The 26,797-nt window shown below is 70.8% G+C and carries 26 protein-coding genes; 4 read left to right on the top strand and 22 right to left on the bottom strand.

The genetic code is table 11. The annotated features are described in order from the left end of the window. Positions 1 to 322: hypothetical protein (locus MWU75_RS07400; protein WP_247089268.1), on the top strand; the 322-nt coding region annotated here is incomplete at its 5' end. A gap of 9 nt (positions 323 to 331) precedes the next feature. Here MWU75_RS07400 and hisIE read toward each other — a convergent pair. The 11 genes from hisIE to MWU75_RS07345 all read right to left on the bottom strand — a co-directional run bounded on the left by hisIE (position 332) and on the right by MWU75_RS07345 (position 10,564). Next, positions 332 to 1,084: a bifunctional phosphoribosyl-AMP cyclohydrolase/phosphoribosyl-ATP diphosphatase HisIE gene (gene hisIE, locus MWU75_RS07395; protein ID WP_247089266.1), complete on the bottom strand. Its 753-nt coding sequence runs from the start codon at positions 1,082 to 1,084 to the stop codon at positions 332 to 334. Beyond that, complete coding sequence (hisF, locus tag MWU75_RS07390; RefSeq protein ID WP_247089264.1) at positions 1,081 to 1,881, bottom strand: imidazole glycerol phosphate synthase subunit HisF; 801 nt, start codon at positions 1,879 to 1,881, stop codon at positions 1,081 to 1,083. The genes hisIE and hisF overlap by 4 nt, the downstream gene beginning before the upstream one ends. Further along, entirely contained in the window at positions 1,878 to 2,624 is a 747-nt protein-coding gene (gene hisA, locus MWU75_RS07385) for a 1-(5-phosphoribosyl)-5-[(5-phosphoribosylamino)methylideneamino]imidazole-4-carboxamide isomerase (protein ID WP_247089262.1), read from the bottom strand. Before hisA ends, hisF begins: the two co-directional genes overlap by 4 nt. After that, positions 2,621 to 3,232 carry an imidazole glycerol phosphate synthase subunit HisH gene (gene hisH / locus MWU75_RS07380; protein ID WP_247089260.1) on the bottom strand — a complete coding sequence of 204 codons (612 nt, stop codon included), beginning with the start codon at positions 3,230 to 3,232 and terminating at the stop codon, positions 2,621 to 2,623. The genes hisA and hisH overlap by 4 nt, the downstream gene beginning before the upstream one ends. A gap of 3 nt (positions 3,233 to 3,235) precedes the next feature. After that, on the bottom strand, positions 3,236 to 4,330 hold the full coding sequence (hisB, locus tag MWU75_RS07375; RefSeq protein WP_247089258.1) for a bifunctional histidinol-phosphatase/imidazoleglycerol-phosphate dehydratase HisB: 1,095 nt from the start codon (positions 4,328 to 4,330) through the stop codon (positions 3,236 to 3,238). Between the two features lie 83 nt (positions 4,331 to 4,413). Then, positions 4,414 to 5,658, bottom strand: a complete 1,245-nt coding sequence (hisC, locus tag MWU75_RS07370; protein ID WP_247089256.1) for a histidinol-phosphate transaminase — start codon at positions 5,656 to 5,658, stop codon at positions 4,414 to 4,416. Then, entirely contained in the window at positions 5,655 to 6,962 is a 1,308-nt protein-coding gene (gene hisD, locus MWU75_RS07365) for a histidinol dehydrogenase (RefSeq protein WP_247089255.1), read from the bottom strand. Before hisD ends, hisC begins: the two co-directional genes overlap by 4 nt. Then, positions 6,959 to 7,867, bottom strand: a complete 909-nt coding sequence (gene hisG, locus MWU75_RS07360; RefSeq protein ID WP_247089253.1) for an ATP phosphoribosyltransferase — start codon at positions 7,865 to 7,867, stop codon at positions 6,959 to 6,961. The genes hisD and hisG overlap by 4 nt, the downstream gene beginning before the upstream one ends. Before the next feature lie 82 nt (positions 7,868 to 7,949). Then, positions 7,950 to 8,294, bottom strand: coding sequence for a YerC/YecD family TrpR-related protein (locus MWU75_RS07355; RefSeq protein ID WP_247089252.1), 345 nt, complete (start codon positions 8,292 to 8,294; stop codon positions 7,950 to 7,952). A gap of 127 nt (positions 8,295 to 8,421) precedes the next feature. Further along, positions 8,422 to 9,825, bottom strand: a complete 1,404-nt coding sequence (hisS, locus tag MWU75_RS07350) for a histidine--tRNA ligase (protein WP_247089251.1) — start codon at positions 9,823 to 9,825, stop codon at positions 8,422 to 8,424. A 46-nt stretch (positions 9,826 to 9,871) separates the two neighbouring features. Then, positions 9,872 to 10,564, bottom strand: coding sequence for an MBL fold metallo-hydrolase (locus tag MWU75_RS07345; RefSeq protein WP_247089250.1), 693 nt, complete (start codon positions 10,562 to 10,564; stop codon positions 9,872 to 9,874). A gap of 119 nt (positions 10,565 to 10,683) precedes the next feature. Here MWU75_RS07345 and MWU75_RS07340 point away from each other — a divergent pair, with 119 nt between their 5' ends. Genes MWU75_RS07340 through MWU75_RS07330 form a run of 3 tightly spaced genes read left to right on the top strand, consistent with a single transcriptional unit; the run spans position 10,684 to position 15,066 of the window. Next, on the top strand, positions 10,684 to 11,424 hold the full coding sequence (locus tag MWU75_RS07340) for a peptidylprolyl isomerase (protein WP_247089249.1): 741 nt from the start codon (positions 10,684 to 10,686) through the stop codon (positions 11,422 to 11,424). Then, positions 11,421 to 13,763 carry a DUF349 domain-containing protein gene (locus tag MWU75_RS20235; RefSeq protein WP_247089248.1) on the top strand — a complete coding sequence of 781 codons (2,343 nt, stop codon included), beginning with the start codon at positions 11,421 to 11,423 and terminating at the stop codon, positions 13,761 to 13,763. The genes MWU75_RS07340 and MWU75_RS20235 overlap by 4 nt, the downstream gene beginning before the upstream one ends. Before the next feature lies 1 nt (position 13,764). Beyond that, a complete protein-coding gene (locus MWU75_RS07330) occupies positions 13,765 to 15,066 on the top strand; it encodes a M18 family aminopeptidase (protein WP_247089247.1) in 1,302 nt (433 codons plus the stop codon). Positions 15,067 to 15,094: 28 nt separating this feature from the next. Here MWU75_RS07330 and MWU75_RS07325 read toward each other — a convergent pair whose 3' ends face one another. The 11 genes from MWU75_RS07325 to pdxS all read right to left on the bottom strand — a co-directional run bounded on the left by MWU75_RS07325 (position 15,095) and on the right by pdxS (position 26,766). Continuing rightward, complete coding sequence (locus tag MWU75_RS07325; protein ID WP_247089245.1) at positions 15,095 to 17,401, bottom strand: bifunctional (p)ppGpp synthetase/guanosine-3',5'-bis(diphosphate) 3'-pyrophosphohydrolase; 2,307 nt, start codon at positions 17,399 to 17,401, stop codon at positions 15,095 to 15,097. 55 nt (positions 17,402 to 17,456) lie between these two features. Then, positions 17,457 to 18,026: an adenine phosphoribosyltransferase gene (locus tag MWU75_RS07320; RefSeq protein ID WP_247089243.1), complete on the bottom strand. Its 570-nt coding sequence runs from the start codon at positions 18,024 to 18,026 to the stop codon at positions 17,457 to 17,459. Positions 18,027 to 18,050: 24 nt separating this feature from the next. Further along, positions 18,051 to 19,331: a protein translocase subunit SecF gene (gene secF / locus MWU75_RS07315; RefSeq protein WP_247089241.1), complete on the bottom strand. Its 1,281-nt coding sequence runs from the start codon at positions 19,329 to 19,331 to the stop codon at positions 18,051 to 18,053. Continuing rightward, on the bottom strand, positions 19,331 to 21,238 hold the full coding sequence (gene secD, locus MWU75_RS07310; protein ID WP_247089239.1) for a protein translocase subunit SecD: 1,908 nt from the start codon (positions 21,236 to 21,238) through the stop codon (positions 19,331 to 19,333). The genes secF and secD overlap by 1 nt, the downstream gene beginning before the upstream one ends. Then, entirely contained in the window at positions 21,238 to 21,570 is a 333-nt protein-coding gene (gene yajC / locus MWU75_RS07305) for a preprotein translocase subunit YajC (RefSeq protein ID WP_247089237.1), read from the bottom strand. The genes secD and yajC overlap by 1 nt, the downstream gene beginning before the upstream one ends. 220 nt (positions 21,571 to 21,790) lie before the next feature. Next, on the bottom strand, positions 21,791 to 22,897 hold the full coding sequence (gene ruvB / locus MWU75_RS07300; protein WP_247089235.1) for a Holliday junction branch migration DNA helicase RuvB: 1,107 nt from the start codon (positions 22,895 to 22,897) through the stop codon (positions 21,791 to 21,793). After that, on the bottom strand, positions 22,894 to 23,499 hold the full coding sequence (gene ruvA / locus MWU75_RS07295; RefSeq protein WP_247089233.1) for a Holliday junction branch migration protein RuvA: 606 nt from the start codon (positions 23,497 to 23,499) through the stop codon (positions 22,894 to 22,896). Before ruvA ends, ruvB begins: the two co-directional genes overlap by 4 nt. 19 nt (positions 23,500 to 23,518) lie before the next feature. Continuing rightward, positions 23,519 to 24,175, bottom strand: coding sequence for a crossover junction endodeoxyribonuclease RuvC (gene ruvC / locus MWU75_RS07290; RefSeq protein ID WP_247089231.1), 657 nt, complete (start codon positions 24,173 to 24,175; stop codon positions 23,519 to 23,521). 191 nt (positions 24,176 to 24,366) lie between these two features. Then, positions 24,367 to 25,137: a YebC/PmpR family DNA-binding transcriptional regulator gene (locus tag MWU75_RS07285; protein ID WP_247089229.1), complete on the bottom strand. Its 771-nt coding sequence runs from the start codon at positions 25,135 to 25,137 to the stop codon at positions 24,367 to 24,369. Between the two features lie 91 nt (positions 25,138 to 25,228). After that, complete coding sequence (pdxT, locus tag MWU75_RS07280) at positions 25,229 to 25,840, bottom strand: pyridoxal 5'-phosphate synthase glutaminase subunit PdxT (protein ID WP_247089227.1); 612 nt, start codon at positions 25,838 to 25,840, stop codon at positions 25,229 to 25,231. Further along, positions 25,837 to 26,766, bottom strand: coding sequence for a pyridoxal 5'-phosphate synthase lyase subunit PdxS (pdxS, locus tag MWU75_RS07275; protein ID WP_247089225.1), 930 nt, complete (start codon positions 26,764 to 26,766; stop codon positions 25,837 to 25,839). The genes pdxT and pdxS overlap by 4 nt, the downstream gene beginning before the upstream one ends. Between the last annotated feature and the right edge of the window lie 31 nt (positions 26,767 to 26,797).

Here is a 26,797-nt window from a genome sequence, read left to right as displayed (position 1 = left end):
GGCCCTGTCCTACCGCGACCCCGGACTACCCCTGGCCGACGACCACGAGGAAGACCTCTTCAACGGCTGGGACTCCCTCACCCTCTCCCACACCGGACCCAGCGGACGCCGCACCTACAAACCAGACCCCCAGATCCGCCAAACCGAGATCGATCGCCACCGCGACATCACCGGCCAACCCCCACAGACCCTGCCCAGGACACCGCCGACCAGGCAACCACCGAACCCGCCCAAGACCCCGCCGACCAGGCCACCCCGGACACCGACCGCAACGACGAACCCCCGCCCTTCTGAGACCGGACCCAGTCTCGCGGTCCGGTGACACGCTCGATCAGCCGTGGCGACGACGCAGTTCCGCCTCCACGTCGGCCAGACCCAGGCCGCGGCTGCGCAGGAGCACCAGTAGGTGATAGACGAGGTCGGCGCTCTCACCGATGAGCTCAGGGTCGTCCTGGGCGACGGCGGCCAGTGCCGTCTCCACGCCCTCCTCGCCGACCTTCTGCGCGACTCGACGCACGCCGCCCTCCAGCAACGAGGTGGTGTACGACCCCTCCGGGCGATCTCGGTCACGGGTCACGACGACCTGTTCCAGCTCGGCCAGAAATACGCCGACCCCATCCCGGCCCGTCACGGATCGGGCCTGCGTCCCGGTGGCCCCGGACGGCGGGCCCGCCACCTGGTCCCGGAGCTCCGCGACGGACGATCCCGACGCACCGGAGGAAGCATCCCCCGCGCAAGAGACGTCTGTATCACCGAAGCACGAGTCCGAGCCGGTGTGGCAGGTCGGACCGTCAGGGGCACAGAGCAGCAGCACCGTGTCACGGTCACAGTCGACCTGGACCGCGCGCACGTGGAGGTAGTTGCCGCTGGTCTCTCCCTTGACCCACTGCTCCTGACGGCTCCGGCTGTAGAAGGTGGCCAGCCCGGTCTCGAGAGTCGCGGTGAGCGCGGCCTCGTCCACATAGCCGAGCATGAGGACCGCGCCGGAGCGGTGATCCTGGACCACCGCCGGGAGCAACCCGCCCTGCTTGCCGAAGTCGAGGTCCGCGGTTGCGAGGCCGTCGGGCAGTGTCAAGCCGGTCACGGGACCACCGCCGGGACCGGGTCGTCCAGTCTGACCTCGATGCCCGCGGCGTGCAGCTGGTGCTTGAGATCACTGACCGCCAGCGCGCCGGAGTGGAAGACACCGGCGGCGAGAGCGCCGTCAACGTCCGCCTCACGGAAGACGTCGATGAAGTGCTGGGCGTTCCCGGCCCCACCCGACGCGATAAGCGGCACCCCGCAGACCTGGCGGACCGCGCTCAGCTGCTCCACGTCATACCCCTGACGGACCCCGTCGGAACCCATGGCGTTCAGGACTACCTCCCCGGCACCCAGCTCCTGCACCCGCTCGACCCACGCGAGGGTTGTGGTGTCGAGTGCGCGGGTGGCATCGGGGTCACCGGTCAGCTGCCGGATGCGCCACTGGCCGTCCTCGTCGCGCAGGCTGTCGACGCCCACCACGACGCACTGCCGGCCGAACTCCCTGGCCAGCTCACCGACCAGTTCGGGGCGGCGAGTGGCTGGCGTGTTGACCGAGACCTTGTCGGCCCCGGCCTGCAGCACGGCGCGCGCGTCCTCCACCGAGCTGATGCCGCCGGCGACGCAGAACGGGATGTCGATCTCCCGGGCCACCCGGTCGATCCACGCGACGTCCACCCGCCTCCCCTGGGGGCTGGCGGTGATGTCGTAGAAGACCAACTCGTCCACCCCCTCGGCGCTGTAGCGCGCCGCGAGCTCGGTGATGCCGCCCATGTCCTGGTGGTCCCGGAAGCGCGTGCCCTTGACGACGCGACCGTCGCGCACGTCCAGGCACGCGATGATCCTGCGTGCCAGGGTCATTCGCGCTCCTCGGCGATGGCCTCGTCGATCGTCAGTCGGCCCTCGAGGAGCGCCTTGCCCAGGATCACCCCGGCGCACCCGATCTTGCGGACACCGCGCACGTCGGCGGCGTGGCGGGTGCCTCCAGAAGCCTGGACCGCCACGTCGGGCACGGCGCGGGTGAGGAAGGTGTAGAGGTTGAGGTTGGGGCCTGACATCGTGCCGTCCCGCCCGATGTCGGTGCACAGGGCGTGCGCCAGGCCGGACCTGGCGTAGTGACTCAGCAGAGCCGCCAGGTCGGTCTCGGTGTCGGAGGTCCACCCGCTGGTGGGCAGCACCCAGGACCCGTCCTCACCCGTGCGGGTGTCCAGCGCCACGGTGATGCGGTCCGAGCCGAACTCCTCGATCCACGCAGCCACGGTCTCCGGCTCCCGGACCGCCAGGGAGCCCACCACAACACGAGAGGCACCGGCGTCCAGCAGGGCTGCGACGTCCTCCTTGCCCCGCACTCCCCCGCCGGTCTGGACCTGCAGGGAGGTCTCGGCCACGATCTCGCGCAACAACGGCGTCAGGGTGTAGCCGCCGGCCCGCGCAGCGTCCAGGTCCACCAGGTGCAGCCAGCGCGCACCACCCTCGGCATAGCCTCGGGCGACACCGAGCGGCTCGCTGGGGTAGCGCGTCTCCTTGTCGTAGTCGCCCTTGTGCAACCGGACCACGCGGCCTTCGCGGATGTCGATTGCGGGATAGATGGTGAAGTCGGTCATGGCGACACCTCCAGGAGGAAGTTTGTCAGGAGTCGGGAGCCGGCGCTGGCCGACCTCTCCGGGTGGAACTGCGCGCCCCACCGCTGGCCGTTGCGGACGACCGCGCTCCAGGTGCCGGAGTGCTCGGTCGTCTGCAGGGTGTCCGCGGTCACCGGGACCGCGTAGCTGTGCACGAAGTAGGCACGGGTCCCGGCGGTCAGACCGGCCGTGAGCGGGTCATCCCGCACCGTGGTCAGGGTGTTCCAGCCCATGTGCGGCACCCGCAGCCCCGGCGCGGGCGGGATGGCCACGACCTCGCCGGCCAGGAGCCCGAGGCACTCGGTGCCGCCGTCCTCCGCGGACCGCTCGAAGAGCAGCTGCATCCCGAGGCAGACGCCCAGCAGCGGTTGCTCCACCTGGCGCAGCACCTCGACCAGCCCGGCCTCTCGCAGCCGGCGCATGCCAGCACCAGCCGCCCCGACACCGGGCAGGATGACCCGGTCGGCGGCCAGTATGTCGTCAGCCGAGCTGGTCAGGCGGGCGTCGGCCCCGAGCCGGTCCAGGGCGTAGCGGACCGAGCCGATGTTGGTCCCGCCGGAGTCGACCAGGGCGACCTTGGGTCTGGTCACGGCTCAGAGCACGCCCTTGGTCGAGGGCAGCTCGGTGCCCTCGACCCGGATGGCCTGGCGCAGCGCGCGTGCGACGGCCTTGAAGCCCACCTCGATCTTGTGGTGGGTGTTCTCCCCGGTCACGGACAGGTGCAGGGTGGCGCGCAGCGCCTCGGCGAAGGACCGCCAGAAGTGCTCCACCATCTCGGTCGGCAGGTCGCCCACCATCTCCCGGTCGAAGTCGCACTCGAACTTCAGGAACGGCCGACCGGACAGGTCCAGCGCCGCGCTGGCCCGGGCCTCGTCCATCGGGGCGGTGAAGCCGTAGCGCCCGATCCCCCGCCGGTCGCCCAGCGCCTCGTCGAGCGCCTGACCGATCGCCAGCGCCGTGTCCTCCGTGGTGTGGTGCTCGTCGATGTGCAGGTCGCCCTCGCAGGTCACCTTCATCGAGAAGCCGCCGTGCTTGGCGAGCTGGTCGAGCATGTGGTCCAGGAAGCCCAGCCCGGTGGCCACCTCGATGTCCCCGGTCCGGTCCAGATCGACCTCGACATGGATCCTCGTCTCCGAGGTGTTGCGGTCCACGACGGCGACGCGCGGCCGGTTTGCCAGCTCGTGGGCGATCTGCTCCCAGGTCACCGAGTCCTCACCGCCCTGCCCCAACGAGCTCTGCAGGAGGTAGGTCCTGATCCCCAGGTTGTCACCGAACTGCTTGTCGGTCTGGCGGTCGCCCACCATCATGGAGCGCTCCCAGTCGATGCTGCGGTCCGTGAGCAGGTGCCGGACCATCCCGATGCCCGGCTTGCGGGTGTCGGGCTGATCCGGCCCCGGCGGGTGGGGGTCGACGTGCACCTCCTTGAACGTGATGCCCTGGCTCTCCAGGATGTGCAGCAGGAGGTCGTGCGGTCCCTGGAACGACTCGACGGGGAAGTTGGGGCCCCCGAGGTCGTTCTGGTTGGAGACCATCACGAAGTCCCAGCCCGCGTCCCGCAGCCTCGCCAGCGCCGGCATGACACCCGGCACGAGGCGCAGCTTCTCGTAGGAGTCGATCTGACAGTCGGCGGGTTCCTCGATGATCGTGCCGTCCCGGTCGATGAACAGGACGGGGCGCTGGGTGCTCATGTGGTGTGTTCCTCGGTGCTGGTGGTGTCGGGGCTGGTGGAGTCTGGGGGCTGGTGGTCGCGGCGGGGAGTATGTCGTGTGGGCTAGGAAGCGTCCGGGTGCTCCTCGGCCGGTGGTGCCGACACAGGGGCTCTGTCGGCCAGTGGTGTCGACCCGGGGGATCTGTCTGGCGGGCATACCGACCCAGGGGCTCCCAGCGCCCGGCGGACAGCCTCGATCTCGTGGGGAGCGCCCACGGTGATGCGCAGGGCGTCGCTGAGCAGGTGTCCCATATCGCGGACCACGATGCCATGTGCCCTCAGGTCGGTGAGCAGTGACTCCGCCCCCGGCCCGCGGACGAGCAGGAAGTTGGCCTCGCTGGCATAGACGTTGGTGACGCGAGGGTCGCCAGCCAGGATCTCGGCCAGCAGCTCGCGGCCGACCCTCGTCTCGGCGACGCGTGCCTCGACCGAGCGCCGGACCGAACCGGCCAGGGCGCTGACGGCGAGCTCTGCGACGGGGACCGGGATGGGATAGGGCGCCTGGACCCGGCGCAGGACGACGGCCAGATCGGGGTGGGCCAGAGCAACGCCGATACGGACACCGGCCAGGCCGTGGGCCTTGGACAGGGTGCGCAGGACGACCAGGTTGGGGTGGGCGTCCAGCAGGGTGGTGGCGCTCGGCGGGGCGGCAAATTCCTGGTAGGCCTCGTCGACGACGACCACGGCCCGCTCCTCCAGCGCCCGGGCGAGCTCGGCGACCCGGTCCAACGGCACCACGGCCCCGGTCGGGTTCCCCGGGCTGGCCAGGAACACCACGCGCGCCCCCTGCTCCTCCGCAGCCACCCGGACTGCCTCGGTGTCCACCTCCCAGAGGTCACCGAGATCCCGCTGCGGGACGTCGACGACCGGCACGCCGTGGAGCCGGGCGGTCACGGCATACATCCCGAAGGTCGGCGAGGTCTGGAGGACCGCGTCGTCGCTGCCCGGGGCGCACAGCGCGCGGACCAGCAGGTCGATGCACTCATCGCTCCCCCGGCCGACCACCACCCGGTCCGGTGCCACGCCGTGGGCGTCGGCCAGCGCGTCCACGAGGGGTGCCGGTTGCGGGTCGGGGTAGCGCCGCTGGGCGCCCTCGGGGTCCACGGCGCTGGCTGTCGCGGCCTCGTTGGCGTTGAGCCAGATCGTCGCGGGGGCGCCGGAGTCGCTGGTGCGGGCCGAGGAGTAGCCGGCGAAGTCCCGCAGGTCCGCCCGGATCAGGTGACCCCCCAATTTTTGCAGGGGTTTTGCGGGTGCGGCCCGCCTTTTTTCAGGGGTTTTGCTGGTGTTCGCGGCGCTGTCACTGCTCACGACGCCACCTCCGACCTGCGCAGGCGCCGCGTCACCGCGGCCTGGTGCCCGATGAGCCCCTCGGCGCCGGAGAGCTCGACCGCGGTCGGCCCGATCGCCGTCAACCCATCTGGGGTCACCGACTGCACGGTCATCGCGATCTGGAAGCTGGTGACGTTCACGCCACCGGTCCAGCGTGCGGCGCCGGCCGTAGGCAGGACGTGGTTGGTGCCGCTGCAGTAGTCCCCGAGCGTCTCCGGAGCCCAGTCCCCCAGGAAGACCGAGCCCGCGCGCTCGACCCGGTCGACCCAGGCCTGGGGCTCGCGCAGCGCCAGGATCAGGTGCTCGGGGGCGTAGTCGTTGCTGACGCCGAACGCCTCGTCCAGGTCGCCGGTCACCACGATCGCGCTCCCGTCCAGCGCCTTGGCCGCGATGTCGGCCCGGGGCAGTATGGCGAGCTGCTGGCTCACCTGCTCGGCCACCGCCTCGGCGAGGGCCGGGTCGTCTGTGAGCAGCAGCACCTGAGAGTCGGGTCCGTGCTCAGCCTGGGACAGCAGGTCGGCTGCCACGAACTCGGGGTCGGCTCCCCCGTCGGCGATCACCAGGACCTCGGACGGCCCGGCCGGCATGTCGATGCCGGGACCCCCCTCAGCGGTGCTGACCTGCCGCTTGGCCTCGGTGACCCAGGCGTTGCCGGGGCCGAAGATCTTGTCGCAGCGTGGCACCGACTCGGTGCCGTAGGCCATGGCGGCGATCGCCTGCGCGCCACCTGTCACGAAGACCTGGGTGATGCCGCACTCGGCGGCGGCCGCCAGCACGGTGGTGTCCGCGAGGCCGTCCTCTCCCGGCGGGGTGCACAGCACCACCTCGGGGCAGCCCGCCAGCTGTGCGGGGACGCCGAGCATGAGGGCCGTGGAGGGCAGTGGCGCGGAGCCGGCCGGGACGTAGAGGCCCACCCGGCGGATCGGTCGCACGACGCGGGCACAGGTGACGCCCGGTGCGGTCTCGATCTGGTAGTCGTTGACCATCCCCGCACGGTGGAAGGTCCGGATGTTCTGGGCCGCGTCGCGGATCGCGCCGAGCAGCGCCTCGGGCAGCTCCCGGACGGCACGCTCGATCTCCTCCGCCGGCACCGCGAGCGACCGGGCGGGCGCGGGGTCGAAGCGCTCGGCATACTCCTGCAGTGCGGCATCGCCGCCCTCCCGGACCCCGGCGAGGATGTCGGCGACCCCCGTGGTGACCTGCGGGCCGGCGGTCGCGGTGGCCCTGGACAGGACCTCGGCGCGGGCGGCGTCGTCCAACGCGGACCAGCTGACCGTCCTCATGCCAGCATCCCCTCCACCGGCAGGACCATGATGGTGTGGGCACCGGCCCGCTTGAGCTCCTCCAGGCGCGGCCACGGCACCGCGTTGTGGCACAGCAGCTGCACGGAGACCTCGTCGCGGCCGTCCACCGCCAGCACCGTCGGCTCGCCGCCGGCGGGCAGCCCCTTGAGCACGGCGGGCAGGACGTCGCGGCCGGCCCGCAGCATCAGCAGGCGGGTCTCCTTCAGGCGCAGGGCGCCGTCCATGCGGCGCAGCAGCAGGTCGGCGATCTCCTCGCGGCCGTCCTCCAGCGGTGCGGTCGGGCCGGCGATGACGGCCTCGGAGTGCAGCAGCGTCTCGACCGGCTTCAGGGCGTTCGCCGCGAGCGTGCCGCCAGTGGAGACCAGGTCGCACACCACGTCGGCCTGGCCCAGGCGCGGCGCGATCTCGACCGAGCCGGACAGCGTGACCACCTGCGCGTCTACGCCCTTCTCGTCCAGCCAGCGGCCAAGGGTGCGGGGATAGCTCGTGGCGATCCGCTGGCCCGCGAGCTGCTGCGGCCCGGTCCACTGCTCGTCGTCGTTGATCGCGATGTCCAGACGGCAGACACCCCACCCGAGCTGGCGCCACTCCCTCAGGCCCGCGGCCTGCCCGTTGGCGGTCCGGGCCAGGTCGTGCTCGACCAGCACGTTGCGCCCGACGACGCCGAGGTCGCAGACGCCGTCGGCGATGAGGCCGGGGATGTCGTCGTCCCGCACGAGGAGGAGGTCGACCGGCAGCGACTCGCCGTAGCAGAAGAGCCGGTCGCGGCTCTCCCGCCAGGTCAGCCCGCAGGAGGCGAGCAGGTCGCGGGCCGGCTCGGCGAGGCGGCCCGACTTCTGGATCGCCACGCGCAGGCGGTCGCGGGTGGTGGCAGGCGGGGTCATGGTGACCTTCCGGGTCTGGGCCCGTGCGGGGCCCGGGTGTCTGGGGCAGACGCGTCGTCGCGCCGGGTCTGGGCCGGTGCGCTCAGCCGTGGGCCGGCTGCGCACCGCGCGTATGCGCCAGCACCTCGCGATAGCCACCGGTGCCGTGCTCCAGGCACCGTGCCACCCGTCCGACCGTCGTCACGCTGACACCGGTCTGCTCGTGCACCTGGCGGTAGGAGACCCCGTCGGCCAACAACGGCACGACGCTCCACCGGTCGGCCAGGGCCTCCAGCTCGGCGGGTGTGCAGAGATCCGTGAGGAAGGCGGCCATCCGCTCGGGGTCGTCCACCAGAGCCAGAGCCCGAGCCAGCTCGGCCTGCGCCTGCTCGCCACGCGACAATTCGTCCGCGGCGGTGGCGGTCTGGCCGGTGTCTCGGCGCTTCATCAGGGCTCCAGGGGTGCTGCCGGGCTGGCCGGCGGAACGAGGTGGTGTAGTAACGCGCTATTACGCTAACACAGCCCTCGCGCGACACCGAACGCACCGCCCGACCACCTGGCCGTGCCCCGACGGCTCAGTCCTCCAGCGGCAGGTCCAGCGGCTGAGCCAGCTCGACGCGCAGGGCGCGCACGGCCTCCTCACGCGGGACCGTGAACTGGTCCTGGCGGCGCAGGTCCTTGATTGTCACGGTGCCGGCACTCACCTCCTGCTCCCCCAGGATGGCGACGAACCGGATTCCGGCGCGATCGGCATACTTCAGCTGCTTGCCGAGCTTGCCGCCGTCCAGGACCACCTCGGTGTTGATGCCGCCCTGCCGCAGCTCGGTGGCCAGGGCCAGGCACTGCGGCAGGTGCGCCTCGTCCAGCTGGGGCACGAGGACCTGCACGGTCGACTCGGCGGTCCCGACCAGCCCCGCCTCCCGCAGCTGCCAGAACAGCCGCGTCAGACCGATCGACATCCCGACCCCCGGCAGGCGGGACTGGGTGTACTGACCGGCGAGATCGTCATACCGCCCGCCGGAGCAGACCGAGCCGATCTCCGGGTGGTCGTCCAGGGTCGTCTCGTAGACGGTGCCGGTGTAGTAGTCGAGGCCGCGGGCGATGGAGAGGTTGAGGGCGTAGTCGCTCTCGGGGACGCCCAGGTCGCGCAGCACCGTGAGCACCTCGCGCAGCTCCGCCACGCCGGTGGCCAGCATCTCCGAGCCCGAGGACCCGGCCTGGACGCGCTCCAGGTGTCCCATCGCGTCTGCGTGGGAGGTGGACCGGACGCGGACCAGCGCCAGGACCGCGTCCGCGGCCGGCTCGGACAGGCTCAGACCCTCCCCCACGAGCGTGGCTCGCACCGCGTCCGCGCCCCGCTTGTCGAGCTTGTCGACCTCACGGAGCACCGCCACCTGGTGCTCGCCGTCGGTGATGCCCAGGTCCTCGAAGAAGCCGCGCATCAGCTTGCGGTTGTTGAGCTGGATCGTGAACGCGCCGATGTCCAGGTCGGTGAAGATGGTGTGGATCACCGCCGGGCACTCGGCGTCGTGGCGGGGGCTGAGTCCGTCCTTGCCGATGATGTCGATGTCGCACTGGTAGAACTCGCGGTAGCGGCCCTTCTGCGGCCGCTCGCCGCGGTAGACCCGCTGCATCTGGTAGCGCCGGAACGGGAAGGTCAGCTGGTGCTCGTGCTCGGCGACGTAGCGGGCCAGCGGCACGGTGAGGTCGAAGCGCAGCGCCAGCTCCGGCAGCCCGGAGTCCGGGTTGGCGGCCGCCTTCTCCAGCGACCCCGTCGACTGCACGAAGTAGACCTGCCGCTCGGTCTCCCCACCGGTCTTGGTGAGCAGCACGTCGGTCAGCTCGTAGGCCGGCGTCTCGATGGGCAGGAACCCGAACCGCTCGTAGCCGGACCGGATCACGTCGAGCATGCGCTGGAGGGCGATCTGCTCGGTGGGCAGGAGCTCGAGGGTGCCGGGGGCGGTGCGGGGCTTGATCACCCGGCGAGTCTAACGAGGACGAGGGGTCCTCCTGCCGCCCGCCGGGTCAGGTGAGGCCGGTCAGGAACGGGTTGGTGGCCCGCTCCCGGGCCATCGTGGTCCCGGGGCCGTGCCCCGGCAGGACCAGGCTGCTGTCCGGCAGCGGCAGTATGACGTCACGCAGCGACCGCAGCATCGTCGCGTGATCTCCACCCGGGAGGTCGGTGCGTCCGATCGAGCCGGCGAACAGCACGTCTCCGGTGAGCACGGTGCGGTCGACCTCGTCCGGCATCCCGGTCGGGACCCCGGCCAGACCGTAGAGCACGGAACCCTCGGTGTGGCCCGGGGCGTGTGAGACCTCCAGCGAGAGTCCGGCCAGGTCCAGCACCTGCCCCTCGCGCAGGTCGATCACGGTGTCGGGCTCGGCCCAGGTCGCGCGCCGCCCGAACTGCTGCTCCAGCATCGCCACCAGGGCCGGGCTCGTCGAGGCCAGCGGGTCCTGGAGGCGATACCGGTCCTCCTCGTGGATGTAGGCGGCGGTGCGGCCGGCGCAGACTGGCGCCACGGCATACGTGTGGTCGAGGTGTCCGTGGGTCAGCAGGACCGCGGCCGGACGCAGGTGGCGCTCGGCGAGGACCTCGGCCACCTGGTTCTCGACCCCGACCCCGGGGTCGACGATGACGCACTCCTCGCCGTCGTCCGGTGCGACGACATAACAGTTCGTGCCGAAGGCGGCGGCCTCGATGCGGATGACCAACACGTGACCAAACCTACGTCCGATCGTGTCCAAACCGTCATCCTGTCGTGATCCTTCCGCTGCAGAACGCTGCCTAAACTGGCCGCTCACCCCCGCCCGAGCACGTCAGGAGATCACGAGAGATGGAGCTGGGTCGTCACTGGTGGCGGTTGCCGAGTCTGGTGATGGTGAGCGTGCTCGCGCTCAGTGCGTGCGGCGGTGCCGAGCCAGGCACGGGCGATGACACCGCCGGGGACCACGCTGCGGCGTCGACCACCTTGTCGCCTGAGGGTGCGGGCGCCGGCTGCACGGAGCCGCCCGTGGTGCCGAGCACCGGTCCGGCCGCCGCGCCGCTGGATCCCCCCGAGGGGGAGGTGTCCGGGACGTGGACGGCGCAGATCGAGACCAACTGCGGTGTCATCGAGGTCGAGTTGTATGCCGACCAGGCCCCGGTGACGGTGTCCTCCTTTCGGCACCTGGCTGAGGCGAGCTACTGGGCGGACAGCCCGTGTCACCGGTTGACCACGCAGGGGATCTTCGTGCTGCAGTGCGGTGACCCGACCGGCACCGGCCGTGGGGCACCCGGCTACACCTTTGGCATCGAGAACGCGCCCGAGGACGGGAAGTACCCCCCGGGCACCCTGGCGATGGCCAGGGCCCAGGATCCCAACAGCAACGGCGGCCAGTTCTTCATCGTCTACGAGGACACTGAACTACCCGTGGCAGGCGGTGGCTACAGCATCTTCGGTAGGGTCACCGGTGGAATGGACATTGTTGACCGCGTCGCCGAACAAGGCGTCGATGGCGGCGGTGCCGACGGACCTCCCGCGGCGCCGATCAGCATCCTCTCGGTCGAGGTCACACAGGAGAAGGCGTCAGAGTGAGCGAGCAGCCGCAGGGAACCGACAACACCCCCGAGTCGAGCTCAGTGCCCGACCCGACGACAGACCGGCTGGAGTCCCAGGCCGCGCCCAGCGAGCCGACGGAGTCGGCAGACCCCACCTCGACCACCCCGGCGGCGGACACGCTCCCGGACGTTCCCAGCCCGGACCCGTCGACTGTGCCGGTCCCCGGACAACCCGAGCCCGTGGTCCCCGAGCCGACGCCCGAGCCGGTCGTTCCCGAGCCGGTCGTCCCCGAGCCTGAGTCCACGCCCGACCCCCAGCCCACGCCGGGCCCCGAGCCCACGCCCGAGCCCACGCCGGAGCCCGTGGTCCCCCAGCCGGAACCCACGCCCGAGCCCGAGCCCACCCAGCCTGAGCCCACCCAGGAGTCCGTTGCGCCCGAGGCCACCGCCGACATTCCCACGGCGGAGGCCTCCGAGGACGAGACTGAAGCCTCCACCCCGGAGCCCGTGGAGCCGCAGGCGGCTCCCGCACACGACGCCCCCGAGCAGACCGAGCAGGAGCCCACGCCTGAGCCGGTGGTCGCCCAGCCTGAGCCCGAGCCCACCCCAGAGTCGGTTGCCCCCGAGGCTTCCGCCGACCATGCTCCGGCGGAGTCCTTCGAGGGTGAGACCGGAGCCTCCACCCCGGAGCCCGTGGAGCCGCAGGCGGCTCCCGCACCCGACGCCCCCGAGCCGACCGAGCAGGAACCCACGCCTGAGCCCGTGGTCGCCCAGCCGGAGCCCACCCAGCCTGAGCCCGTGGTCGCCCAGCCGGAGCCCACCCAGCCTGGGCCCACTCCAGGATCGATCACGACCACTGCGCCGGGCGAAGATTCCACGCCGAGCGCCGAGCCCGGCAAGGACCCCGCGGCGGAGCCAACACCCAAGGAGCCCGCCGAGGCCCCAGCCGCCGAGGCCCCAGCCGGGGCCGACCCGGTCAGCGCACCGGCGACGGAAGCCGCCCCCGCGGCACCTAAGCCGGCCGCGCCCAAGCCCCGCCCGATCCCCTCGCCCGCTGCCCTCGCCGGTCGCAAGCCCGCGGTGACCCCCGTGGCGCCTGCGGCTGCGGCCCCCGCCTCCGCGTCCACCTCGATCACGTTCGGACGAGTGGGCGACGACGGCACCGTCTACGTCCGGGACGGCGACGACGAGCGCGCGGTCGGTTCCTACCCGGAGACGACCTCCGAGGAGGCCCTCGCCTACTTTGCGCGGAAATACGACGAGCTCGCGGCAAACACCTCGCTGCTCGAGCAGCGGCTGGAGCAGACCGACCTCTCCGCCCACGAGGCACGCGAGTCACTCAAGACCCTGCGTGACCAGATCGGCGAGGCCAACGTCGTAGGCGACCTGCCCGCCCTGCGCGAGCGGGTGACCCAGATCGAGAACGCCGTCAAGGAACGCCAGCGCACCGAGACCGAGCGTCGGGCCCAGGCCAAGGCAGAGGCCACGCAGGTGCGTGAGGCGCTCGTGGTCGAGGCCGAGGGCCTTGCGGCAGCCGATGTGCACCAGGTGCAGTGGAAGTCCGCCAGCGCCAAGATGCGCGGCATGCTCGATGAGTGGCGCAACCTCCAGAAGAAGGGACCCAAGCTCGACAAGGACGTGGAGAACGCCCTCTGGCACCGGCTCAGCTCCGCCCGCAGCACCTTCGACAAGGGCCGCAAGGCCTTCTTCAGCGAGCTGGACACCCAGCACGCGGAGGCCAAGCGGGTCAAGGAGAAGTTGGTCGCTGAGGCGGAGGCCCTCTCCACCAGCAAGGACTGGGGCGCCACCGCTGGCGCATTCAAGCGGCTCATGCAGGACTGGCGCCGCGCTGGCCGCGCTCAGCGGGCTGATGACGACGCACTCTGGGAGCGCTTCAAGGCCGCCCAGGACAACTTCTTCGACGCGAAGGACGCGGTCGTTGCGGCCGAGAACGAGGAGTTCCGGGCCAACCTGGCCGTCAAGGAGGAGCTCCTCAAGGAGGCCGAGGCACTCGTCCCCGTCAAGGACCTCGAGTCCGCGAAGAGCCAGCTGCGCACTATTCAGGAGAAGTGGGACGAGGCCGGCAAGGTGCCGCGCGAGGACATGTCCCGCGTCGAGGGCCGGCTCCGCAAGGTCGAGCAGGCCGTGCGCGACCTGGAGGATGCCAAGTGGACCAGGACCAACCCCGAGCTGAACGCCCGGGCACAGTCGATGGTCGACCAGCTCGAGCGAGCGGTGCAGGGCCTGGAGCAGGACCTCGAGGCGGCCAAGGCCGGAGGCAACGAGAAGAAGATCGCCGAGGCCCAGGCCGCACTGGACGCGAGGCAGCAGTGGCTCGACTCGGCACGCGGCGGGCTGTCCGAGTTCGGGGGCTGAGGTGACCCACGCCTTCGACCAGGACGACATCGCAACTGCCCTGGCGGCATACCTCGATGCCTCTCCGTCCCCGTTCCATGCGGTGGAGAGTGCGGCCTCACTCCTCGCGGAGCACGGCTTCACCCGGGTCGCCGAGACCGATGCGACGCCTACGGAGCCGGGCCGCTACCTGACGGTTCGGGGCGGTTCGCTGATCGCCTGGTCCACCGAGACGGACCTGGGAGCGACCACCCCGTTCCGGGTGGTCGGGGCGCACACCGACTCCCCCAACCTGCGGATCAAGCCACGCCCGGACGTCGTCCGTTCGGGATGGCAGCAGCTCGCCGTCGAGGTGTACGGCGGGCCGCTCCTGAACACCTGGCTGGACCGTGACCTGGGCCTGTCGGGGCGCGTGGCGGTGCGCGACGGTTCTGGCGTCGAGCCCTCCCTGCTGCTGATCGACGAGCCCATCCTGCGGGTGTCCCAGCTCGCGCCCCACCTGGACCGTGCGGTCAACACCGACGGGCTCAAACTCAACCCCCAGCAGCACCTGGTCCCCCACTGGGGCCTGGGTGCGGAACCTGGTGACTTCGTCGGGTTCGTCGCAGACACGCTCGATGTTCCTCGCGAGGACGTCCTGGGCTGGGACCTGATGACCCACGACCTGACCCCGGCGCGCCGCATCGGCCGGGATCGAGACCTGCTCGCCTCCGCCCGCCTGGACAACCTGGCGACGTCGTTCGCGGCGACCCGCGCGCTGGTCCGCGCCGTCGAGCAGGCCGAGGCCTCCGCCGTCGTGCCGGTCATCGCACTGTTCGACCACGAGGAAGTCGGGAGCACCACCGAGCGGGGCGCCCACTCCAACTTCCTACCGGCCGTCCTCGAGCGGATCGTGCTGTCCCGCGGGGGCTCGCGGGAGGACTTCCTGCGCGCCATGGCCGGCACGGTGATCGCGTCGGGCGACATGGCGCACGCGACCAACCCGAACTACGCCGACCGTCACGAGCCGGGTCACCAGGTGCAGATGAACGGCGGACCGGTGCTGAAGATCAACGCCCAGGCGCGCTATGCGACCGACGGGCTCGGTGCCGCAGCATTCCGCCTCGCCTGTGAGCAGGCCGGTGTGCCGGTCCAGACCTTCGTCACCCGCACCGACCTGCCCTGCGGCTCGACGGTCGGGCCGATGACGTCGGCACTAACCGGGGCCACGACGGTCGACTTCGGCGCACCCACACTCTCGATGCACTCCACCCGGGAGGCGTGCGGGGTCGCCGACCAGGCGATGTATGCCGGCGCCCTGGCCGCCTTCCTGTCGCCCGCCTGAGGGGAGTACCAAACCTCCCCAAGAATGGTCAGGCTGTGCGGTGCCGGCGGTGCGGGTCGGTCTGTGACGTCCCGGTGATGCGGTAGGCGTCCAGCACGGCGCTGACCCTGCGCACGGACCGGATCACGGACTCCAGGTGGCTGGGGTCGGCCATCTCGAAGGTGAACCGGGACAGCGCCACCCGGTCGCGACCGGTCTGCACGGAGGCCGACAGGATGTTGACGTGCTGCTCGGTGAGCGCCCGGGTGATCTCCGCGAGCAGGCCGGGCCGGTCCAGCGCCTCAACCTGCAGCTGCACCAGGAAGACACTGGTCTCGGTGGGCGACCAGGCGACGTTGATGAGCCGCTCGGGATGCTGCTTGAGGGACTCGGCGTTGGTGCAGTCGGTCCGGTGGACCGAGACGCCCTTGCCGGTCGTCACGAAGCCCATGATCGGGTCGCCCGGCACCGGGGTGCAGCAGCGGGCGAGCTTCACCCAGACGTCGTCGGTGCCGACCACCGTGACGCCCGAGTCCAGGCTGCGCGGCCGACCCTTGGTGGGGACGGTGGCCTCGGCCAGGTCCTCGGTGGCGCTGTCCTCCCCGCCCAGCGTGGCGACCAGCTGCTTCACGACGTGGTCGGCGGAGACGTGACCCTCCCCGACCGCAGCGTACACGCCGTCCACGGTGTTGTAGCGCAGGTCGTTGGCGACGGCGGTGAGGGTGTCGTGCGACATGAGCCTCTGCAGCGGCTGGTTCTGCTTGCGCAGCACCTTGGCGATCTGGTCCTTGCCGGACTCGATCATCTCCTCGCGGCGTTCCTTGGAGAACCACTGGCGGATCTTGTTGCGCGCGCGAGGGCTCTTGACGAAGTTGAGCCAGTCGCGGCTCGGTGCAGCGTCGGCAGCCTTGCTGGTCAGGATCTCGACGACGTCACCGTTGGCGAGGGAGCTGTCCAGCGGCACCAGCTTGCCGTTCACCCGGCCACCCACGCAGTGGTGCCCGACCTCCGTGTGCACCGCGTAGGCGAAGTCGACCGGGGTAGCTCCCGAGGGCAGGGCCATGACGTCGCCGCCCGGGGTGAAGACGTAGACCTCCGCGCCGCTGATCTCAAAGCGCAGCGACTCCAGGAACTCTCCTGGGTCGGCGGTCTCCTTCTGCCAGTCGAGGAGCTGGCGCAGCCACTGCATCCCCTCCATCTGACCGGGGCCGCCATCCGCCCCGACGGTGCCCTTGGTGCCGTCCTCCTTGTACTTCCAGTGCGCGGCCACGCCGTACTCGGCACGGCGGTGCATCTGGTGGGTGCGGATCTGCACCTCCACCGGCTTGCCGTCCGGACCGATCACCGTGGTGTGCAGCGACTGGTACATGTTGAACTTCGGCATCGCGATGTAGTCCTTGAACCGGCCGGGGACCGGGTTCCACCGCGCGTGCAGCGCGCCGAGCACCGCGTAGCAGTCCTGCACCGTCTCCACCAGGACCCGCACCGCCACCAGGTCATAGATCTGCTCGAAGTCGCGCCCGCGCACGATCATCTTCTGGTAGACCGAGTAGTAGTGCTTGGGCCGCCCGGTGACCACGGCCTTGATCTTGGCCTCCTTCAGGTCCTTGCCGATGTCGGCCCGCACCGTGGCGAGGTACTCCTCGCGCGCGGGGGCCCGCTGCGCCACCATCCGCACGATCTCGTCGTAGATCTTCGGGTAGAGCTGGGCGAAGGACAGGTCCTCCAGCTCCCACTTGATGGTGTTCATGCCCAGCCGGTGCGCGAGCGGGGCGTAGATCTCCAGGGTCTCGTTGGCCTTGCGGGCGGCGGACGCGGCCGACACGTAGCGCCAGGTGCGCGCGTTGTGCAGCCGGTCGGCGAGCTTGATGACCAGCACCCGGATGTCGCGCGCCATGGCGACCACCATCTTGCGCACGGTCTCCGCCTGGGCGGCCTCGCCATACTGCACCTTGTCCAGCTTGGTGACGCCGTCGACCATCATCGCGATCTCGTCGCCGAAGTCCTTGCGGAGCTGGTCCAGGGAGTATGTCGTGTCCTCGACCGTGTCGTGCAGCAGCGCCGCCGCGAGGGTCGAGGGGGTCATGCCCAGCTCAGCCAGGATGGTGGCGACCGCGAGCGGGTGGGTGATGTAGGCGTCACCGCTCTTGCGGACCTGGCCCCGGTGGGCCCTGTCGGCAACGTCATAGGCCCGCTCGATCAGCTCGAGGTCTGCCTTGGGGTGGGTGGCCTTGACGGCGCGCAGCAACGGCTCCAGGACCGGGTTCGACCCGGACCTGGTGCCTCCCAGGCGGGCCAGCCGGGCTCGGACGCCGTGGCTGGCGTGGGAGGAGGCCGCAGCGACGTCCTCACTCATGGCCCGATTGTAGGCCGCTCACCCCCGTGGTCGTGCCTCGGCGCCCGCCACGGGGTCAGGTCGTCAGGAGCGCGTGGACCTTCGTCCCGTCCAGGCGGGTGCGCCCCGCCAGGAAGCCCAGCTCCAGGACGACCTCCACGGCGACGACCTCACCGCCGCACCGCCGCACGAGCTCCACCGCGGCCGCAGCCGTCCCGCCCGTGGCCAGCACGTCGTCCACGACCAGCACGCGCTGCCCGGGACGGACGGCATCGGTGTGGATCTCGACGGTGGCCGTGCCGTACTCCAGGGAGTAGGACACCGCGTGAGTCGCCGCCGGCAGCTTGCCCTGCTTGCGCACCGGGATGAACCCGACGCCCAGCTCCTGCGCGATCGCCGCACCCAGGATGAATCCCCGGGCCTCGATGCCCAGCACGGCCTCGACGGCGCCAGCGTGACGGTCGACCACGTCCCGCACCACCCGGTCCCGCAGCGGCACGTCCAGCAGCAACGGGGTGAAGTCCTTGAACAGGACCCCCGCCTCCGGGAAGTCGGGGACGTCACGCAGGCTGGCCGCGACGTCCCCGGCCAGGGCCGGGTCGCGGACGTCAGGCGGCTCCTGGGCGCGCGGCATGTCGTCGGTCATGACCCGAGTATGCCGATCGCCCGGTCAGCGCTTCGACTTCGGGGGCCGCTTGGGCTGGTTGCGCGGGCCACGTGCCCTCGGGTGCACCTCGCGTGCCCGTGGGTGCACCGTCCGCGCCGTCTCGTCCGCGTCGCCGGCACCAGCCCCGTTGGTCCCGCCAAGGTGCTCGGGGTCGGGCAGCTGGTCGGGCTCGGACCCGTCGGCGTCCTCGGTCAGCAGGGCCACCCCGCTGCCGTCGGCACCGATGGTCTTTATCCCGGGAGGCGCGGCGTGGTCGATGGTCTCCATCCCCGGGGGTGCCGACGCGTCCAGCTTGCCGCTGGCCCGACCCGCCCGCTTGGCCACCTTCTTCTCCAGCGCCTTGATCTCCGGCTCGTTCTCCCGCAGGTGCACCAGCAGCGGCGTCGCGATGAAGATCGAGGAGTAGGTGCCGACCGCCATACCGATGAACAGCGCGACGGACAGGTCGAGGAGGGTGCCCGGCCCGATGAACGCGATCCCGAAGAACAGGATCGAGGCGACGGGCAGCAGGGCCACCACGGAGGTGTTGATCGACCTGACCAGCGTCTGGTTCACCGCCAGGTTTGCCGCGTGGGCGTAGGTGGTGCGCTTGGACTCCAGGGCGTACTCGGTGTTCTCGCGCACCTTGTCGAAGACGACGATGGTGTCGTAGATCGAGTAGCCGAGGATGGTCAGGAAGCCGATCATCGAGGCCGGGGAGATCTCGATGCCCAGCAGGCCGTAGATGCCGACGGTGAAGACCACGTCGTGCAGCAGGGCGACGATGGCTGCCAGGGCCATCTTCCAGGTGCGGAAGTAGAGGGCCAGCACCACGCTGACCAGCACCAGGAAGGCGACCAGCGCCTGGATGGCCTTGTTGGTGACGGTCTCCCCCCACGACGGGCCGACGAAGGAGCTGGTGACGTCCTGGTCCGCGACGTCGAACTCCTCGGCCAGCGCGGCGATCGCGCCGTTCGACTCCTCGACGCTCAGCTCACCGGTCTGGATCCGGATCGTGTTGGTGCCGATCTGGGTGACCGAGACCTCCGCCGCTTCCGGTGCCTCGGCGCGGAGCGTGTCCGCGGCGCGGCTCTCATAGCTGTCCATGTTGGACACACCGGGGACGCGCAGCTCGGTCCCGCCCCGGAACTCGATGCCGAAGTTGAGTCCCTTGACGAAGATCCCGAGCAGCGACACGACGATGAACACGGCCGCGATTGCGTACCAGAGCCTGCGCCGGCCGACGATGTTAAAGGACCGCTTGCCGGTGAACAGGTCGTTGCCGAACTGGGCGAAACTGGCCATCAGACGATGCCTCCCTCGAGCTGCTCCCGGGTGGGTCCGGTCTTCTTCACCGCTGGTCGGGCGAACTGGCCCCGTCCCAGGTAGGTGGACCGGCGCGCGCCCAGTCGTTCTGGGTCCATACCGGACCACTTGTGGCCCTCACCGAAGAACTTGGTGTTGGCCAGGATGCTCACGACGGGGTGGGTGAACATGACCACGACGAGCAGGTCGATGACCGTGCTCAGACCGAGCGCGAAGGCGAAGGCCTTGACGCCGGACTCGGAGAGGAAGTACAGCACTCCCGCGGCGATCAGGTTCACGACGTCGGAGATGATGATCGTCCGGCGCGCCCGCGTCCAGCCGGTGTCCACGGCATACCGCAGCGGCCGACCGGTCCGGACCTCGTCGCGGATGCGTTCGAAGTAGACGATGAAGCTGTCCGCCGTGACACCGATCGCGACGATCAGACCGGTGACGCCGGCCATGGTGAGCCGGAAGTTGTTCGTCCAGCCCAGTAACGTCACCGACAGGTAGGCCAGGATCCCGGCGATGAGCAACGACGCGACCGTGACCAGACCCAGGGCGCGGTACTGGATGAGCGAGTAGATGAACACCAGGATCATGCCGACCAGGCCGGCGATGATGCCCAGCCGCAGCTGCTCCCCGCCGAGCTGCGGGCTCAGCTGCTCGGAGGTCTGCACCTCGAAGCTCATCGGGAGAGCACCGAACTTCAGCTGGTTGGCCAGCTCCTTGGCGCTCTCGTTGGTGAAGCCGCCGGAGATGGTCGCCGTGCCGGTGGTGATGGGGTCACGCACACCCGGGGCGGAGATGACCTGACCGTCCAGGACGATCGCGAAGCGGTTCTGGTTGGAGTTCTGGCCGAAGCCGAACAGTCGCGTGGTGATCGCGCTGAACGCGTCGGTGCCCTCCTGGTTGAACTGGAGACGGACCTCGACGACACCGGTCGTCTGACCGCCGGCCCCGACCTGGAGACCGGAGCTGGCGTCGGTCAGCTCGGCGCCGCTGAGCTCGGAGGGCCCGAGGATGTACTTCTCGGTGCCGCCCACCGAGCAGGCGATGATCGGCTCGTCGGCCGGAGCCTGGGACGCGGCCCGCTGCTGCGTCTCGTCCCCGCAGTCGTAGGCGAGGAACTCCTCCTGCAGCTCCGGCGTGATCCAGGCGAGGTCGCTGGCGCTGGTGGGCTCCGGGCTGTCGGTGGTCGTGCTGTCGTCGGGTGCCTCGGTCTCCTGGTCGTCACCGGGAGCCTCGGTCTCCTGGGCGTCGCCGGGAGCCTCCGTGCTCTGCGCACCGTCCGCCCCGTTGGACGCCGGGAGCGGTCCGGCCGCCTGCAGGACCGGCTGGGCGTCCGCGAGCAGACCCTCGGGATAGGCCGCGCTGGTGGTCTCGGCCTGGTCGGCGTCGGGGTCGGTCGGCTCCTCGGCCGGGTCGGTCGGTTCGACGGCCGGCTCCTCGGACGGGCCGACGGGCATCGGCAGCTCGCGCGGCGGCTCGGTCGGCTGGTCCGGCACGACCGGCGCGGACACCAGCACGGCACGGAACTGCAGCTGCGAGGACTGGCTGAGCGCCTCCAGCTGCTCCGGCGTCGGGGTTCCGGGGATGGCGACCTGCACGTTCGAGCCCAGTCGCGAGACCTCCGCCTCGGCGACGCCCTGCCCGTCGACCCGGCGGCGGATGATGTCGATGGCCTGGTTGAGCTGCTCTGGCTGCACGGACTGCTCGCCGTCGACGATCGGCGCCAGGACCACCTGGCGGCCACCGGCCAGGTCAAGGCCCAGCAACGGCGTCAGCTGGGCCTTGGGATTGCCCCACAGGTGGGCCGCCCCCAGCGTGCCGCCCAGCACGACGATCACGGCCAGCAGCGCCAACAGGGTGTTGCGCGCACTCCTGTTGCGAGCCTTCCCCGCCATCACTGCTCCCCTACAGTGTCGTCGGGTGCCTCGTCCGTGCCGGGCCGGGTGTCCTGGGCGGGCACGACGGCGCGCCGGTCCCACTGCAGCACGACGCCCGGTGCGGCCTCGATGTAGACCGTCGACTCGTCCAGGTGCGAGACGGTGCCGTAGAGCCCGGTCGTGGTCATCACGCGGGCACCGATCTGGAGCCCGGCCTGCATCTCCTTGAGCTTCTTCTGCCGGCGACGCTGGGAGAAGAGAAGGTAGGCGATCAGGAGGAGCGGGAGCAACAACAGCAGAGTGCTGAACCCGTCACCCCCACCGGAGGTGGCCGAGGCCATTGGCGACATGAAGAATCCTTACAACGTCAGTCTGAGAGTGTCCCGGCCTCCTGGCCGCTGGCGAGTCCCGCTAGCGCGTCCCACAGCCGGTGGACACTCGCGGCAGTCTAGGTGACGCGACTGTGTCCACCCAACACCCCATCCCGTGCACAAGGTAAAGATCGGGTACAGATACCGGGCCGCAGGTCACAGATGGATCACGACGAGAGGGTTTTGTATGTCGTGTTGTTCAGTGGTCGAGGCGGCCGGGCTGGTCGATCGGGAGCTGGTCCTGGGCGCCGGTCGTCCTCGGGGGCACCAGGCCGAGGTGCTGCCAGGCGGTCCGTGAGGCGGCACGACCGCGCGGCGTGCGCACGATGTAGCCCTCCCGGACCAGGTAGGGCTCGGCGACCGTCTCGACGGTGTCCGGCTCCTCCCCCACGGCGACGGCGAGCGTGCTCAGCCCGACCGGCCCGCCGCCGAACCGCTTGCAGAGTGCCTCCAGCACAGCGCGGTCGAGGCGGTCCAGGCCCTGCTTGTCGACGTCGAAGAGGTCGAGCGCCGCCAGCGCGGCCTCCTCGTCCACCAGATGCTGACCGTGGACCTGGGCCCAGTCCCGCACCCGGCGCAGGAGACGGTTGGCGATCCGCGGCGTCCCACGGGACCGGGAGGCGATCTCGTGGATCCCCTCACGGGTCGACTCGATCTCCAGCAGGCCTGCGCTGCGGGTGAGGATCCGCTGCAGGTCCTCGGTCGTGTAGTAGTCGAGGTGTCCGGTGAAGCCGAACCGGTCCCGCAGGGGGGCCGGGAGCAGACCGGAGCGGGTGGTGGCACCCACCACCGTGAACGGCGGGAGCTCGAGGGGGATGGCCGTCGCTCCCGGGCCCTTGCCCACGATCACGTCGACCCGGAAGTCCTCCATGGCCAGGTAGAGCATCTCCTCGGCGGGTCGGGCCATCCGGTGGATCTCGTCCAGGAACAGGACCTCGCCCTCGGCCAGGGACGACAGGACGGCCGCCAGGTCACCCGCGTGCTGGATCGCGGGACCACTCGTGATGCGCATGGGTTGCTCGAGCTCGTGGGCGATGATCATCGCGAGTGTGGTCTTGCCCAGCCCCGGCGGGCCGGACAGCAGCACGTGATCGGGTGGGCTCTGACGGCGCCGGGCAGCCTCCAGCACCAGGGCAAGCTGTTCGCGGACCCGCTGCTGACCGGGGAAGTCCGCCAGGCGGCGCGGTCGCAGCGCCGCCTCGATGCGTCGTTCCTCGTCGGTGGACCCGACGTCGACCACCCGGGACGTGGCGTCGATCGAGCCGTCGTCCGCGCGCCCCTGGTCGAGCTCGTCGGGCAGGCTCACCGGCCGAGCTCCCGGAGTGCTGCGCGCAGGAACTCCGCGACGCTGGTGGGCGCACTGCCGGCGGACCGCACCCGGTCGATCGCCTGCTCAGCCTGCTTGGCGTTCCAGCCCAGTCCCACCAGGGCCTCGTGGACCTGGCGTCCGGTCCCGTCACCCCCGGCTGCGGTCTCAGCGGGACCCGCCAGGGACGGCTCGACACCGCTGGCCAGGATCTTGTCCTTGAGCTCGAGCACGATCCGCTCGGCGCCCTTCTTGCCGATGCCGGGGACCTTGGTGAGGGCGACGAGGTCGCCGCCGGCGATCGCCTGCCGCACGCCGTCCGGGCTGTGCACCGACAGCATGGCCAGCGCGAGGCGGGGCCCCACGCCGGAGACCGTCTGGACCTGCTCGAACAGGGCGCGGGCCTCGGTCCCGTCAAACCCGTACAGGGTCAGCGACTCCTCCCGGACGACCAGCGTCGTGGCCAGGGTCACCTCCCGGCCGGTGCTGCTCGCGGCGGCCGTGGACGGCGTGGTGTGCACGTGCAGCCCGACGCCACCCACCTCGACCACGACGTGGTCCAGGCCGACGTGGAGCACGGTGCCCCGGACTGACGCGATCACCGGGCGCTCCCTCTGACGATCACTGGGCGCTCCTTCTGACGGTGGCGATCTGTGGGCGCGGGCTCCCGCCGGCCGCGGCCCCCCGGGATGCGTGCGCGGCATGCAGCTCCTCGAGCCTGTTGCGCGGGCCGCCGGCTCGCGTGGCCGCCGCGGTCGCGCGCTGCAGGGCGTTGCCGTGCGCAGCGTCCGTCAGGCGCGCATCGGCCAGCCCGCGCCACAGGTGGCACACGGCCAGGGCGAGAGCATCCGCCGCGTCGGCGGGTCGGGGCGCGGCGTCCAGCCCCAGGATGCGGGTGATCATCGAGGTGACCTGGGCCTTGTCGGCGCGCCCGTTGCCGGTGACGGCAGCCTTCACCTCGGTAGGCGTGTGTAGGGCCAGCGGCAGCCCGAGCCGGGCTGCGGCCAGCATGGGCACCGCCGAGGCCTGGGCGGTGCCCATGATCCCCTTGATGTTGGCCTTGGCGAAGACCCGCTCGACGGCCACGGCGTCCGGGCGGTGCTCGGCCAGCCACTGGTCGATCTCGGTCTGCAGCGTCAGCAGCCGCTCCTGCGGGTCGTCGCCCGGCGGGGTGCGCACGACCCCGACGGCGACCATGCGCACTGTGCGTCCGGCGCCGGACTCCACGACACCCAGCCCGCACCGGGTGAGGCCGGGGTCCACTCCGAGGACACGCACGCGGGCCACCTCCTCCGGGCTGATCGCGCGGCACGATGATGCACCGCTGGGTCCGAACACCTGTTCGCGAACCACGCTACGTCACGGCACCGTCAGCACGGCGGAGGACTCGCCGGACGTGCCGCGCCGCGTCAGTCGTCGGCGTCGAGCTCGGCCCCGCGTCAGTCGTCGGCGTCGAGCTCGGCCCCGCGTCAGTCGTCGGCGTCGAGCTCGGCCAGGACCTCGTCGGAGACGTCGGCGTTGGAGTAGACGTTCTGCACGTCGTCGCAGTCCTCGAGCGCGTCCACGACCCGCATGACCTTGCGTGCGCCGTCGGCATCGAGTTCCACCTCCATGCTGGGCACGAAGGTCACCTCGGCGGAGTCGTAGTCCAGACCTGCCTCCTGCAGCGCGGTGCGCACCGCCACCACGTCGGTGGCCTCGGAGATGATCTCGAAGGACTCACCGAGGTCCTCGACCTCCTCCGCGCCGGCCTCGAGCACGATCTCCAGCAGGTCGTCCTCCCCCGTCTCCCCGGACTCCTGCTCCTTGGGCACCACGACCTGACCCTTGCGGTTGAACAGGTAGGCGACCGAGCCGCTGTCGGCCATGGTCCCGCCGTTGCGGGTCAGCGCGGTGCGGACCTCCATGACGGCACGGTTCTTGTTGTCGGTGAGGCACTCGATGTAGAGCGCGACGCCACCGGGGGCATAGCCCTCGTAGACCAACGCCTCGTAGGCCGCGCCGCCGGCCTCCGCGCCGGAGCCACGCTTGACCGCACGGTCGATGTTGTCGTTGGGGACCGAGGTCTTCTTGGCCTTCTGGATGGCGTCGTAGAGCGTCGGGTTGCCGGCCGGGTCACCGCCGCCGGTGCGCGCCGCGACCTCGATGTTCTTGATCAGCTTGGCGAAGAGCTTGCCCCGCTTGGCGTCGATCACCGCCTTCTTGTGCTTGGTCGTCGCCCACTTGGAGTGCCCACTCATCAGTCATCCCTGTTCGTTGTGCTGGAGTTTCCGTCGGCTGCTGCCCGGCCCTCGATGCTACCTGGCGGGGAGAGTATGCCGGGTGGCCCGCTCAGGCGTGCTCCTTCACCATCCGCACGAACAGGTCGTGGATCCGGTGGTCACCGGTGACCTCGGGGTGGAAGGAGGTCGCCAGCAGGGCGCCCTGCCGCACCGCGACCGGGTGGCCCTCCACGCGGGCGAGCACCTCGACATCGTCACCGAGCCGTTCGACCCACGGCGCGCGGATGAAGACCGTGCGGAAGGGCTCCTCGGGCCGGACGATCCCCTCCACACGCAGATCGGCCTCGAAGGAGTCGACCTGCCGCCCGAAGGCGTTGCGCCGCACGGTCATGTCGATGCCGCCGAAGGTCTGCTGGTCCTGGTGGCCGTCGAGGATCTCGTCGGCGAGCTGGATCATGCCGGCGCAGGAGCCGTACACCGGCAGCCCGGAGGCGATGAGGTCCCGGACCGGGTCGTGCAGCCCGAAGATGCGGCTCAACCGGTCGATCGTGGTCGACTCACCACCCGGGATCACGAGGCCGCCGATCCCCACCAGCTCGCTGTCGCGCCGGACCGGGTGTGGGTCGGCGCCGGAGGCCTCCAGGGCCCGCAGGTGCTCCACGACATCGCCCTGGACCGCCAGGACGCCGATGCGGGGGGCAGACGTGTGCCCGGTGGTCACCAGCCGCGCTCGGCCAGCCGGTGCGGCTGCGGGATGTCGTCCACGTTGATCCCGACCATCGCCTCACCCAGACCCCGCGACACCTTGGCGATGACATCGGGGTCGTCGTGGAAGGTCGTGGCCTTCACGATCGCCTCGGCACGCGCCGAGGGGTTGCCGGACTTGAAGATGCCCGAGCCCACGAACACCCCCTCGGCGCCGAGCTGCATCATCATCGCGGCATCGGCCGGGGTCGCGATGCCGCCCGCGGTGAAGAGGACGACGGGCAGCTTGCCGTTGCGCGCCACCTCGGCCACCAGGTCGTAGGGGGCCTGCAGCTCCTTGGCCGCCACGAAGAGCTCGTCCTCGGGCAGGTTCTGCAGGCGTCGGATCTCCTGCCGGATCTGACGCATGTGGGTGGTCGCGTTGGACACGTCACCGGTGCCGGCCTCGCCCTTGGAGCGGATCATCGCCGCGCCCTCGGTGATGCGGCGCAGCGCCTCGCCGAGGTTGGTCGCCCCGCAGACGAAGGGGACGGTGAAGGCCCACTTGTCAATGTGGTTGGCGTAGTCGGCGGGCGTCAGCACCTCGGACTCGTCGATGTAGTCCACGCCCAGGCTCTGCAGCACCTGCGCCTCGACGAAGTGCCCGATGCGGGCCTTGGCCATCACCGGGATCGAGACGGCCTCGATGATGCCGTCGATCATGTCCGGGTCGCTCATCCGGGAGACCCCACCCTGGGCCCTGATGTCTGCGGGCACCCGCTCGAGAGCCATGACGGCCACCGCGCCGGCGTCCTCGGCGATCTTGGCCTGGTCGGGGGTGACGACGTCCATGATCACGCCGCCCTTGAGCATGTCGGCCATGCCGCGCTTGACGCGCGTGGTGCCGGCCTGCTGGGCCGGTGCGGCGGTCGTCGCTGCGGCGGTCACGTCAGGGGTGCTCATCTGGGCTGCCTCCGGTGCTGTGGTGCTCGGC

Source organism: Ornithinimicrobium sp. F0845 (assembly GCF_023015765.1).
Lineage (GTDB): Bacteria > Actinomycetota > Actinomycetes > Actinomycetales > Dermatophilaceae > Ornithinicoccus.
The sequence above is the reverse complement of the archived record's forward strand: the minus strand, read 5'-3'. Positions and strand labels throughout refer to the sequence as shown.

Bases quoted from the DNA above. Each gene is read 5' to 3' on its own strand.
- secF (WP_247089241.1), bottom strand. From the start codon at position 19,331: ATGGCCAGTTTCGCCCAGTTCGGCAACGACCTGTTCACCGGCAAGCGG.
- MWU75_RS07340 (WP_247089249.1), top strand. From the start codon at position 10,684: ATGGAGCTGGGTCGTCACTGGTGGCGGTTGCCGAGTCTGGTGATGGTG.
- MWU75_RS07325 (WP_247089245.1), bottom strand. From the start codon at position 17,401: ATGAGTGAGGACGTCGCTGCGGCCTCCTCCCACGCCAGCCACGGCGTC.
- MWU75_RS07355 (WP_247089252.1), bottom strand. From the start codon at position 8,294: ATGAAGCGCCGAGACACCGGCCAGACCGCCACCGCCGCGGACGAATTG.
- hisF (WP_247089264.1), bottom strand. From the start codon at position 1,881: ATGACCCTGGCACGCAGGATCATCGCGTGCCTGGACGTGCGCGACGGT.
- secD (WP_247089239.1), bottom strand. From the start codon at position 21,238: ATGGCGGGGAAGGCTCGCAACAGGAGTGCGCGCAACACCCTGTTGGCG.
- pdxS (WP_247089225.1), bottom strand. From the start codon at position 26,766: ATGAGCACCCCTGACGTGACCGCCGCAGCGACGACCGCCGCACCGGCC.
- hisD (WP_247089255.1), bottom strand. From the start codon at position 6,962: ATGAGGACGGTCAGCTGGTCCGCGTTGGACGACGCCGCCCGCGCCGAG.
- MWU75_RS07285 (WP_247089229.1), bottom strand. From the start codon at position 25,137: ATGAGTGGGCACTCCAAGTGGGCGACGACCAAGCACAAGAAGGCGGTG.
- yajC (WP_247089237.1), bottom strand. From the start codon at position 21,570: ATGTCGCCAATGGCCTCGGCCACCTCCGGTGGGGGTGACGGGTTCAGC.
- hisB (WP_247089258.1), bottom strand. From the start codon at position 4,330: ATGAGCACCCAGCGCCCCGTCCTGTTCATCGACCGGGACGGCACGATC.
- hisG (WP_247089253.1), bottom strand. From the start codon at position 7,867: ATGACCCCGCCTGCCACCACCCGCGACCGCCTGCGCGTGGCGATCCAG.
- hisA (WP_247089262.1), bottom strand. From the start codon at position 2,624: ATGACCGACTTCACCATCTATCCCGCAATCGACATCCGCGAAGGCCGC.
- MWU75_RS07320 (WP_247089243.1), bottom strand. From the start codon at position 18,026: ATGACCGACGACATGCCGCGCGCCCAGGAGCCGCCTGACGTCCGCGAC.